The organism is Kitasatospora sp. NEAU-69 (assembly GCF_057158765.1).
Genome location: NZ_JBWXUE010000029.1, coordinates 15,931 through 27,387, shown reverse-complemented (window position 1 = coordinate 27,387; position 11,457 = coordinate 15,931). Strand labels below are relative to the sequence as shown.

Annotated in this window: 8 protein-coding genes and 1 pseudogene; 4 read left to right on the top strand and 5 right to left on the bottom strand. The window is 69.4% G+C overall.

Features of this window, described 5'->3' with window-relative positions:
* Window positions 1–26: 26 nt before the first annotated feature.
* Window positions 27–1,193, bottom strand: coding sequence for an aminotransferase class V-fold PLP-dependent enzyme (locus AC060L_RS28410; RefSeq protein WP_483801806.1), 1,167 nt, complete (start codon window positions 1,191–1,193; stop codon window positions 27–29).
* Between the two features lie 131 nt (window positions 1,194–1,324).
* Between AC060L_RS28410 and AC060L_RS28405 the strand changes: the two genes are divergently transcribed.
* The 3 genes from AC060L_RS28405 to AC060L_RS28395 are packed head-to-tail and all read left to right on the top strand — an operon-like array spanning window position 1,325 to window position 5,359.
* The gene (locus AC060L_RS28405) at window positions 1,325–2,731 is read left to right on the top strand and encodes a class-II fumarase/aspartase family protein (protein WP_483801805.1); all 1,407 of its coding nucleotides are present in this window, start codon (window positions 1,325–1,327) and stop codon (window positions 2,729–2,731) included.
* A complete protein-coding gene (locus tag AC060L_RS28400) occupies window positions 2,716–3,465 on the top strand; it encodes a class I SAM-dependent methyltransferase (RefSeq protein WP_483801804.1) in 750 nt (249 codons plus the stop codon). The genes AC060L_RS28405 and AC060L_RS28400 overlap by 16 nt, the downstream gene beginning before the upstream one ends.
* A gap of 1 nt (window position 3,466) precedes the next feature.
* Window positions 3,467–5,359: a lyase family protein gene (locus AC060L_RS28395; protein ID WP_483801803.1), complete on the top strand. Its 1,893-nt coding sequence runs from the start codon at window positions 3,467–3,469 to the stop codon at window positions 5,357–5,359.
* Between the two features lie 93 nt (window positions 5,360–5,452).
* Here the strand turns inward: AC060L_RS28395 and AC060L_RS28390 are convergent, their stop codons facing one another.
* From AC060L_RS28390 to AC060L_RS28375, 4 genes and pseudogenes are all read right to left on the bottom strand, one after another.
* Window positions 5,453–6,946: an IMP dehydrogenase gene (locus AC060L_RS28390; RefSeq protein ID WP_483801802.1), complete on the bottom strand. Its 1,494-nt coding sequence runs from the start codon at window positions 6,944–6,946 to the stop codon at window positions 5,453–5,455.
* Between the two features lie 126 nt (window positions 6,947–7,072).
* A complete protein-coding gene (locus AC060L_RS28385; RefSeq protein ID WP_483801845.1) occupies window positions 7,073–7,357 on the bottom strand; it encodes an aldehyde dehydrogenase family protein in 285 nt (94 codons plus the stop codon).
* A gap of 120 nt (window positions 7,358–7,477) precedes the next feature.
* Window positions 7,478–7,709, bottom strand: a pseudogene (locus tag AC060L_RS28380) (aldehyde dehydrogenase family protein); the annotation flags it as partial.
* A gap of 308 nt (window positions 7,710–8,017) precedes the next feature.
* Window positions 8,018–8,212, bottom strand: a complete 195-nt coding sequence (locus AC060L_RS28375) for a DUF6059 family protein (protein WP_483801844.1) — start codon at window positions 8,210–8,212, stop codon at window positions 8,018–8,020.
* Between the two features lie 358 nt (window positions 8,213–8,570).
* On the opposite strand from AC060L_RS28375, the gene AC060L_RS28370 reads away from it, so the two are divergent.
* Window positions 8,571–11,435: a helix-turn-helix transcriptional regulator gene (locus tag AC060L_RS28370; RefSeq protein WP_483801801.1), complete on the top strand. Its 2,865-nt coding sequence runs from the start codon at window positions 8,571–8,573 to the stop codon at window positions 11,433–11,435.
* Window positions 11,436–11,457: the final 22 nt, after the last annotated feature.

Sequence of the window (11,457 nt, the reverse complement as noted above, 5' to 3'; positions counted from 1 at the left end):
GGCCGGACCGGAACGGCCTGACCAGGTCAGGCGAACGGCTCCGACTTCAGCCGGTCGAGGTCAGCACCATGCCGGGCGACCGCGCTGACGGCGTCGATGCAGACGCCGATCTGGGTGTCGTCGACGAAGTAGTGCGGGGAGGCGCGGACGATATCCGTCAGCCCGCGCCGGGTCATGTCGAGCAGGGTCGATGGACGCCGACTGGTGGTCACCACGACGCCCTGGGCGGCCAGCGCCTCGCGGACCAGGGAACTCTCGACGCCTTCGACGGTGAAGGTGACGATGCCGCATTGCGTTTGGCCGAGGTCGTGGACGGTGACTCCTGCGATGGAGGCCAGGCCGGCGCGCAGTGCGGCAGCCCGAGTCGTCACCGCCTCCTCGATGGCCTCGGCTCCGAGGTGGAGTGCGTAGCGGGCAGCGCTGATGAGGCCAAGCCGCTCGGCAACCGAGGTCTCCCAGAGTTCGAAGACCCTGGCGTCCGCGCGCAGTTGGTAGTCCTGGGGGCCCGTCCAGCTGCCTCCTTGCAGGTCGGCCAGGCGGGGGCGCAGAATCTCCGCGGCGCGATCGCGGATCAGGAGGGCGCCGGTGCCGCGCGGTCCGCGCAGCCATTTGCGGCCGGTGAAGGTGACGATGTCCGCGTCGAGTGCGGTGGCGTCGATCCGGACCTGTCCGGCCGACTGGCAGGCGTCGAGCATGAGCAACGCACCGGCCGCATGCGCGGCGTCGGCGACCTGGCGAACTTCGTTGACGACGCCGCCGTTGGTCGGCACGTGCACCAAGGAGACGAGTCTGACGCGCTCGTCGAGCATCTCGGTGAGTGCTTGGACGGAGAACACGCCGGTCTCGTCCGACGGGACGACTTCCACGCTCGCGCCGACCGCCTGGGCCCGCATCAGCAGCGGGACGGCATTGCCGGCGTATTCGACCTCGCCGATGAGGACGCGGTCCCCGGCGGTCAGCGGAACCGCGTCGAACGCGGCCAGCCAGCCTCTGGTGGCACTGTCGGTGAACGCGACCTGGTCCGGCCGGCAGCCGAACAGCTCGGCGAGGACGCCGTATCCGGCGTCGAGCTCGGCGCCGCGTTCGGCGGCCGCGCGGTATCCGCCGATCTCGGCCTCGCGCTTCAGGTGCCCGACGACGACGTCGAGGACCTGACGGGGCATCAGGGACGAGCCGGCGCTGTCCAGGAACACGTGGTTCAGGCAACCGGGAGTCTCTGCGCGAACCTGCTCCATATCGATCACGGGCCTACCCTATGGCAGCCTCCGACTCCAGCTGATGATCTCGGGTTTAGATCGCTGATCATCTCGGGTAGGCAAGCCGCATGTCTTTGGGGGGCTGTTTACACGAGCGCGCGCACATCGTCGACTCGCGCTTCTTCAGAACCGGATACAGCACCGACGCCAGTCGTCAAATCTTCTGCGACGTCTGCCGGTTCCAGCGCTGGCTGGACGTGGAGGCCGCCCTGGCGCTGAGCCAGGCCGAGGTGGGGCTGATCCCGTCGGACGCGGCAGCCTCGATCGCGACCGCGGCCAGCATCGACAACGTCGACCTCGAACGGGTTCGGACCGAGATCGCCAGGACCGGGCACTCCCTGGTCGGACTGCTCGACGCCCTGAAGGGGGCATGCGCTGCGGACGCCGCACAGTACGTCCACTTCGGAGCGACGACCCAGGACATCGAGGACACCGCCCAGTGCCTGGAGATGCGGGACGTCCTGGACGAGCTCGACCGTCTCCTGCCGCCGCTGGTGGCCGACTTGACCGACCTGGCCGAGGCCCACGCGGACGATGCGGCACTCGGGCGGACCCACACCCAGCCGGCCCTGCCCATCGGGTTCGGCCTGAAGCTGGCCGGGTGGATCGACGAGATCCTGCGCGACGCCGAACGACTCGGACAGTTACGCACCCGGGCCCTGGCGGCGCAACTGTTCGGCGGCGTCGGGACCATGGCCGGCTTCGACGGCCGGGGTGGCCGACTGATACCGGTCTTCGCCGAACGCCTCGGGCTGGCAGTGCCGGCCGTCGGCTGGCACACCGCTCGCGACCGGGTGGCCGAGTACGTGTGCGCACTGGCGATGACGGCCGCAACCCTGGGCAGGATCGCCGATGAGCTGCGGACGTTGTCCCGTCCCGAGTTCGGCGAGGTCGAGCTCGGCTGGCAGCACGGCACGGTCGGCAGCAGCACCATGCCGCACAAGCGCAACCCGGACGGCTGCCAGCAGGTCGTCGCGCTGGCCCGACTCGCGGCGGCCCAGGTGGCACCCGCCCTCGGGGCCATGTCGGGAGACCATGAACGGGACGGCAGGGCCCTGCGTCTGGAGTGGGCCTGCTTACCGGACGTCTCGCACTACACCCTGGCCGCCGTGGCCAAACTCTCCGACGTCGTCGCAGGACTGGTCGTCCGCCGGGACCGGCTGTCGGCCAACCTCCGGGCGGTGAGCGACGACGTGTGCACCGAGCGGCTCATGCTGCTGCTCGCCGGCCGGACCGGCGCCCAGTCCGCGCACACATGGGTGTACGACCGCAGCCAGAGCGCACGCTCCCGAGGCCGCAGTCTCAAGGAGGAACTGCTGGCCGACGGCGCGATACTGCAGTACCTCACTGCGGAGCAAGTGGAAGACGTCTTCGAACCCGCCACCTATCTCGGTGATTCCGCGCGACTCACACAGGGAGTCGTCGACACCGCCAGAGAGTGGATCAAGGAAAGGGCCGCATGGAAACCAGCCTGAAGAACCTGCTCTACGACAACCCGGCGTTATACGAGCAGGTCTACGACGGGTCCGGTGACGAAATCCCGCGCATGTACCTGCAGTTGTTCGGTGGGACGCCGTCAACTCTGCTGGACATAGGCTGCGGAACCGGCCGCGACCTGGAGTACTACGACAAGAGCGGCACCAAGTGCACCGGCGTGGACCTCCAGCCGGACATGATCGCCTACGCGCGCGAACGACGCCCGGAAATCGACTTCCACGTCGGCGACATGCGCCGCTTCCGGCTCGGCCGCACCTTCGAGGCCATCACCTGCGTCGGCTGGGCGCTGTGCAACCTGCACGCCACCGAGGACATCGACGCCGCCATGGAGACCTTCGCAGCCCACTCCGAGCCCGGCACGCTCCTGCTCCTGCACCTGCCGAACGCCATCTCCGACCTCGACGGTCACGGCATGCGGAACCGCTTCACGATCGACACACCGATCCTTCAGGCCACGGCGGACGCCGTCTACTCCCTCGACCGGCGCCGGCAGTTGCTCACCCGCGAACGCGTGTGGACCATCGCCGGGCAGCCGGAACAGAGCGACTTCGTGCGGTTCAGGCTGATGTTCCCCATGGAGGTGGAGCACTACCTGACCGCGCACGGCTTCGAGGTGGTCGGCATGTGGGACAACACCGCCGCCGTGGACAACGACCTGAGCGGCCCGGTGCTGTACGTGGCGGCCCGCTACACCGGACCGGAGAAGAGCTGAAATGCGCACCGACGAGGACGAGTTCGGGATCGTCGAGCTCCCCGACGACGTCTACTACGGCGTCAACACCGTGCGCGCCCAGCACAACTTCGACGTCTCGGGGGCCGTGCTCGGGGACTTCCCCAACTACCTGGCGGCGCTCGCCCACGTCAAGAAGGCCGCCGCGCTGGCGAACGCCGACATCGGCGCGATCCGCCCCGAAGTGGCCGAGGCCATCTGCCAGGCCGCGGACGAGGTCGCCGAGGGGCGGTTCGACAGGCGCCAGTTCCCCGTCGACATGATGGCCGGCGGTGGCGGGACGTCACCGAACATGAACGTCAACGAGGTGCTGGCCAACCGGGCCAACGAGATCCTGTGCGGGCGCAAGGGCTATGACCTGGTGCACCCGAACAACCACGTCAACGCGTGCCAGTCCACCACCGACGTGATCGCCACCGCGATCATCCTGGCCCTGCGCCTGGACCTGGAGGCGCTGATCACCTCCGTCTCCGTCCTCGAGGACGTCCTGGCGGCGAAGATCGAGGAGTACCGGGGGGCCGTCAAGCTTGCCCGCACCTGCCTGCAGGACGCGGTACCGATCACGTTCGACCAGGAGTTCGGCGCGTACCTCGCCGTGGTCCGGCGCAGCATCACGCGTCTGCGCGCCGCCGCCATGGACAGCCTGGACGTGCCGATGGGCGCCACCATCGTCGGCACCGGGCTCGGCGTGGGCGCCGGCTACGTCGACCGGATATACCCGCGCCTGGCCGAAGTCACCGGCCTGCCGGTCCGCAAGCACCCCAACTTCTTCGACTGCATCCAGAACGGCGACATCTTCCAGGAGATCTCCACCGTCCTGAAGGGACTGGCGACCAACCTCGCGAAGATGGCCCGGGACATCTCGCTGCTCTCCAGCGGCAACCGCGCCGGGCTGATGGAGCTCACCCTGCCGGCCGTCCAGGCTGGCTCCTCCTTCGTCCCCGGCAAGGTCAACCCGGTCCTGCCGGAGATGATCACGCAGATCGCCTACCAGATCTCCGGCAACGACACGGTGATCACGATGGCCGTACAGGGCGCCGACCTCGACTACAACGCGTGGACGGCGGTCATCGCCAAGAACCTCTTCGAGTCCTGCCGGCTCCTTCAGCGGGGCATCCCGCTGTTCGCGGAGAAGTGCATCGGCGGCCTGCGGATGGACACCGAGCGCTGCCGCGGACAGGCGGAGAACAGCCTGGCGCTGTCCTCGATGGTCGGTGTCGTCTTCGGCCACGACGTCGGCGCGCGGGTGGCACACCACGCCAAGGAACACGGCAGCTCCATCAGGCAATCCGCAGTGCTCCTCGGCGTCATGGACGAGGAGACCGCCGAGGAGCTTCTCGACCCGGTCACCCTCACCGACGCCGACCTGAGCTCCACCGTCCTGGACCGCCTGGTCGCCCAGCGCCGTTCGGGAACCCGTGCCCTGATCGCCGGGGTGCCCGCCGAGGTGCGCAGCAGCCTGATAGCCGTGGCGGCGATCATGGCGCAGGCCGACGGCGAGACCTCTCCGGAGGAGGAGAGCGCTCTCAACGTCATGGCGGACACCCTGCAGGTGTCCATGGACCACGACCTGACCACCGCGGTGCCCCTACCGGCGGACATGGCGGCCATGGACCGCTCGGCGCGTGAACTCGTCTACTCCTGCTCCGTATGGATCGCCCTGGCGGACCACACCGTGGACGCCGACGAGAACGCCCTGCTGGACCGCCTCCGTGTCGAGCTCGACCTTGACGCCGAGACCGTGACCGGCCTGCGGGACCGGGTCGCCGCCATCCACGGGGCACGCCACGCGTACGTCCACCGGTTCGACGCCCTGCCCTGGTGGGAGGAGTTCGCCGGCCTGCTCTCCTCCCTCGCCACCGCAACTGCGATATGACACCGGAGCAACGGCGAACGGCCCCGCGCGCACCGGTACTCGAACCGGTGGCACGGGGCCGTTCGCCGTCACCCGGCGGGCCGGGAGCTCAGGTCACTCCCCGGCGTCGATGGCGGGCCGGCGCACCTGGATCTCCGCGCCGGTCTGCTTGAAGGACTCCGACGACACCGGGACCAGTACCGCGTCCCGGTGGAAGTCCCGCAGGTTCGTCGACCCGCAACTGATCATCGTGGAGGTCAGCTTGGCGCGGGTCCGCTCCACGTTGTCGTACATGCTGCCGGCGTACGGCACGTAGCCGTCGACGCCCTCCTCGAAGACCATCTGGCCGCGCTGGCCGTACCGGGCCGCGTTCTGGGCGCGCTGCGAGCCCTCGCCCCAGTACTCCTTGTACCACTGGCCGCCGATCTGGACCTTGCGCGACGGGCTCTCGTCGAGGCGGGCGAAGTAGCGGCCGAGCATGATGAAGTCCGCCCCCATCGCCAGCGCCATCGCCATGTGCGAGTCGTTGAGCAGGCCGCCGTCGCAGCAGAGCGGCACGTACACCCCGGTCTCCTGGGCGTAGTTGTCGCGCGCCTCGACCACGTCGAGCAGCGCGGAGGCCTGACCACGGCCGATGCCCTTCTGCTCGCGCGTGGTGCAGATGGCGCCGCCGCCGATGCCGACCTTCACGAAGGCCGCACCCGCGTCGGCCAGGTAGCGGAAGGCCCGTCCGTCGACGACGTTCCCCGCGCCGACGAAGACCTCGTCCCCGTACTTCTCCCGGGCGAACTCGACGGTCCGCGCCTGGTACACGGAGTAACCGTCGGAGGAGTCCAGGCAGAGCACGTCCGCGCCGGCCTCGACCAGGGCGGGGATGCGGTCCTGGTAGTCCCGCGAGTTGATGCCCGCGCCCACCCGCAGGCGCTTCTCGCCGTCGATCGTCGCCCGGTTGAACGTCTTGTGGGCCTGGTAGTCCTTCTTGAGGACCAGGGAGACCAGGCGGCCGTCCTCCAGCACCGGCAGCACGTCCAGGTGGTGGCGCCAGATCACCTCGTTCGCCTCGGAGAGGGTGACGGAGGCCGACGCGGTGACCAGGCCGTCCCGGCCCCGCATCCGGTTGCCGGCACTCTCCGAGGCGCCGTGACGCCCCAGGTGGAAGTCGTCGAGGCTGATGATCCCGAGGAACTCGCCGTCCGCCTCCCCGTTGCTCGTGACCACCGCCACGCCCTGCTCGGCCTCGGAGAGTTGCCGGGCGAGCTCACCGAGCGGCGTCTGCGGCGCCACGGTGACCTCGCTCGTGCGGAAACCGGCCTTGTGCCGCTTCACCGCCAGCACGTCCGTGGCCTGGTCCTCGATCCGCTGGTTCTGGTGGATGAACGACAGCCCGCCGAGCTGCGCCAGTGCCACTGCCAGGGTCGGCGACGAGACCGCCTGCATGATGGCGCTCACCATGGGCGTGGCGATCCGGATCCCCGGCTGCTCGCCGACCCGGTGACGCACCAGCGGTGCCCCGAGGTCCACATTGTCCGGCTTGCAATCTTCTGTGGTCAGGCCGGGTATGAGGAGGTATTCACTCAGCGTCCGAGAGATCTCGGGGAGGATTTTCAATGTCGTCTCCAGGGAGGAGCCGCCAGGCCAATACCGGTGAATTGGCGCGGCTCATGCGGGCCATGCAGATCGTCGCCAGACGATGGCGCACTGGGGGAATGCCAGATGCTATCGCACCGGATGCATTCACCGGTGGCACTGCCGGAGCCGACTGCCTGAAGGCGGCGGCAGCGGGTGGACGTTCACCATGCCGGCCCGGAGGCGCGCGCCGACTGCCTGGGCGCGGCGCTGGTCGCCTCCCCAGACCGAGGCGCTCAGGCCGTAGCGGCTGCGGTTGGCGAGGAGGACCGCCTCGTCGGTGCCGGCGCACCGGTAGAGCGAGACGACGGGCCCGAAGGTCTCCTCGGTGAAGCAGGTCATGTCCTCGGTGACGCCGCTCAGTACGGTCGGTTCGAAGAAGAAGGGGCCGATGTCGGGTCGCGGGCTGCCGCCGGTCAGGACGGTGGCGCCCTTGTCCTTGGCGTCCTGACAGCGCGTTCTTCCTGCCGAGTTCGAGGGTGCAGTTGACGAGCCTGCGGCCGGCCTTCTCGGCGATCGTGCGACCGACCGCGGAGGAGCCGGTGAAGCAGATGTGGTCGCCGCGGTCGGCCACGGCGCCCCCGATGGTGGGGCCGTCGCCCAGGACGATCTGGTAGACGTCGTCCGGCAGTCCCGCCTCGCGCAGCAGTCCGCGGGCCCACAGCAGGCTCAGGGCCCCTTGGTTGTCGGGCTTGTGGACGACGCCGTTGCCTGCGGAGAGGACCCCAGCCTCGCTCTGGCCCACGTCCTCCTGCACCAGCCGCAGATCCTGTCCGGCCGAATCATCGACCAGCTGGACGCGTTGCTCGTGAAGGTGACCGCCTGTGCCCGCCGACACGAAGACTCACCTCATCAACCAAATCGCTTCCCTCGCAGAACAGTTCGGGTACAAGGCGGTCGCTGACCAGTTGCACAGGCACACCGGCCCGGACAAGCCGCCGGATGACGACGCCAACGGACCTCCGACCCGGTGAGTATCGAGGTCGATCCAGGCGCACGGGCCTGCGGCCTCGGCGGGCATGTGCATCCCCGGCTTTGAGGGACGTGCTGCGGTCAGGTCAGTAGTTGTGACCACAGGGCACGTTCGACCTCGGTGGGGGCGGCGGTGGGGTCCACGCGCTCAGGGTGGCCCAGAGGGGGGCCCGACAGGGGGGTGAGGGATTCGGGGGATTGGTCTTCGGTAGGGGGCGGGAGTGGCGGGAGGGAGACGGCTCCGATGGAGATCGCGCCCCAACACTGGCCCACCATTTCCCAGTTCGGCACGACCCGTTGGAGCCCCCGGAGTATGAACGACCAAAAGCCCCTGCTCATGCGTGCCTCCCGTCCGTGTCTTTGCCCGCTGTGGGCATAAGGATGACGAGTGCTTCTTAAGCGATCATTAGGTGGAGGCGCCGGGCTTCAAGAGATGCTGGTTTGTCGGATTTGCGTCGCCTGGGCTTCGGTCGGGCTGCCGCAAGGCGCCTTCGGCCGAGTTCTGTGGGTATTTCGATGCGAGTTCGCCGAATCCCCTCATTTATGGAGATCTGACATGGAACCATCAGAGTGTTTGCCCTGGTGAGAGGGGTCGGTGTAACTTGACCACCGGTACCGGGAGGCATTTCGCGCAATGAATCACGTGCAATCGCAAACACTCTCAAGTTCCGTGTATCGCGTCGAGTTGGCCAGAATGGTGGTGGCGCTCGACTCGATCGAGCGGCGGTCGGGGCGCGTCGTGGAGGTCGCCGGGGATCCGGGGACCGGCAAGACCCGGCTCGTTGCCGCATTGGTGCGGGAGGCGGGCCGGCGGGGCGTTGATGTGCTGGTCGGTCGCTGTGCCGAGTCGGAGAAGGGGATCGCCCTTCATCCGTTCGTCGAGATTCTGCGCAGCCGTTCCGCCGTCGACCTCTTCGACCGGCTTCCCCTCGCCTGTGCGGAGTTGCTGCGCGCGGCGTTCGACGGGTCGCGGGCCCGGGAGGTTTCGCAGGGCTCCTCGAAGTCGGAACCGCCACTGGTGAACCACGCGATGCGAGTGCTCCTCGAGCATTGCGCCGGTAAAGGCATGTTGGTCGTGCTCGATGATTTCCACCATGCCGATGCCGTGTCGGTGGAGTTCCTCGACCGCTTGGTGAGGTTCCCCGTGCCCGGGCTACTGCTGGTCGTCGCGCACCGTCCCCGGCAGACCTCGGCACGTCTGCGCAGTACTCTCGCCCACGGAGTCGAACTCGGGGCCGTGGAACGGGTCCAGCTCGGGCCGCTCTCCCTTGAGCAGGCCGCTGAGATTCTCGAACTCTCTTCTGCTGACCCGAAGTTGAATTCCCTGCACCGGCTGAGCGACGGGATCCCCGGGTACCTCCTGGCACTGGCCCGGACCGGCACCCAGGACGACCGGGCCGATCGGCTGCTCGGTGAGGTCGAGGCGCTGGACCCGGTCGAGCGCCTCGTGCTGCGGGCGGCGGCGGTCGTCGGCGACCGGTTCGACGTCGACACCGTCGCGGCTGTCGCGGAGATGGACGCCGCCTGGGTGGCGGAGGCGGTGACCGGGCTGACGGCCCGTGACCTCGTCCGGCGGGCGGACCCGCTGCTCGAATACACCTTCCGCCACTCGACGGTACGCAGGACGGTGCGCGCGGAGTCCGATCCGAGATGGCGAAGACTGGCTCACCGAAGACTCCTCGAAGTCCTGCTCGATCGCGGCACGCGCGCCTGCTACTTCGGCGTCCACGTCGAACGACTGCTGGAGCGCCCCCAGCCGCACGACCTCGAACTGCTCGCCCGTGCCATGGAACAGGCCATCGCCGACAACCCCGTGACGGCCACCCGCTGGCTGGAGCTCCTGCTGAAGGGGGTGCCGGACAGTGACCGGTACCGGGCCGAGCGAGTCGGCATCCAGCTCCAGCTGGCCCGCGCCCTCGTCGCGATCGGCCAGCCCATGCGGAGCCGGGACATCTACCGGGAGGCGCTGCCGCTGGTGCCGGCGGAGCCCCGGGAGGTCCGCACCGCCGCGGTGGTCCTCTGCGTGCAGCTGGAGTGCGCGCTGGCCGGCTACGCCGAGGCGGGCCGGCTGGTCCAGGAGGAGCTGGACCAGCTGCCTCCGGATGCCCTGGCCCAGCGGATGCAGCTGATGCTGGCGCGCGCGTTCGTGGGGGATCAGCGGGACAGCAAGATGTCGCGGATCCTGGCGGAGCGCTGCCTGCGACTGGCGGACAGCCAGGGCAGCCGTACCGACCGGGCCGGCGCCCTGATCGCCGTCGCGCGGGACAGGCTCGTCGACGGCGACATCGACGGTGCCATCGAGGCCGTCGACGCTTGCGTGCCCGTGGTCGACGGGCTCTCCCAGGCCGAGCTCGGCCGGAGGATCGAGTACCTCTCGACGCTGGCATGGGTCGAGCTGTACCTGGACCGCTTCGCCGACGCCGAACGCCACTTCCTGCGGGGCAGGTTGCTGGCCGGCACCCACGGCTACCCGCACCACCTGCCCTCCGTGATGCTGGGGCTGAGCAAGGCGTACTCCCAGGTCGGACGGCTCGACGAGGCCATGCAGGTCGCCGTCGAGGCGGACCGTGCCGCCCAGGAGCTGGACGCCGTCCATCTGCGGAGCATGGCGCTCGCGCGCCAGTCGCTCTGCGCCACCCTGACGGACGGGAAGAACCGCAAGAGGTCCGTGGACCTCGCCGAGCGCGCCCTGGCGCTGCTGCCGGCGGAGTTCGGCTACGGGCGCGTCCTGACCGTGCTGTCGCTGGCCAAGGCGGTCCTGGAGGTGGGAGAGCCGCAGCGCTGCATCGCCCTGCTGGAGGACCTGGGCGACGGCGCGACTCTGCCGGCCGTGCCCCTGGTGCAGCGCGCGCGCTGCCTGGAGGTGCTGACCATGGCCGCCGCCATGGTGGGTGCCGCCTCCGCCGACAAGTCGGCCGAGGCGGCGGCCGCCGCCGCGCGGCGCACCGGTGTGATCTCGCATCGCGGCTTCGCCTTGGCGGCGCAGGGGCACGCGCTGCGCGGCGGGGGCCATCACCGGCTGGCGGAGCAGCGCTACCGTGCGGCCGCGCAGATCTTCGCGCAGGTCGGCATGGGCGTGATGCAGGCGCGGACGGTGGTCCTGGCGGCGCAGTGCGCGATGGCGTCCGGCGAGCGGGAGGAGGCGGCGACGCTGCTGGCGCTCGCCCAGGAGCTGGCCCGCAGGAGCGGGTCCTGGCGGACGTACGAGCAGGCCAAGGCGCTGCGGCTGGAGCTGGACCGGCCGGCCGGGGGCGAGCAGACCGTCGTCGAGCAGGACGACGGGATGGATCTGCTGACCGCCCGCGAGGCGGAGATCGCACGACTCGCGGGAAGTGGTGAACGGACGAAGGACATCGCGCAGCGGCTGTCCCTGAGCCCGCGGACCGTGGAGGTCCACCTGACCGCCATCTACCGCAAGCTGCAGGTCAAGTCCCGTGCTCAGCTCGCGAGTTGGATCAGTGAGCGAAGCGTTCGCGAGGCGCCGCCGAGACGGCGCTGAAACCGCCGCCCGGGGGGATGGG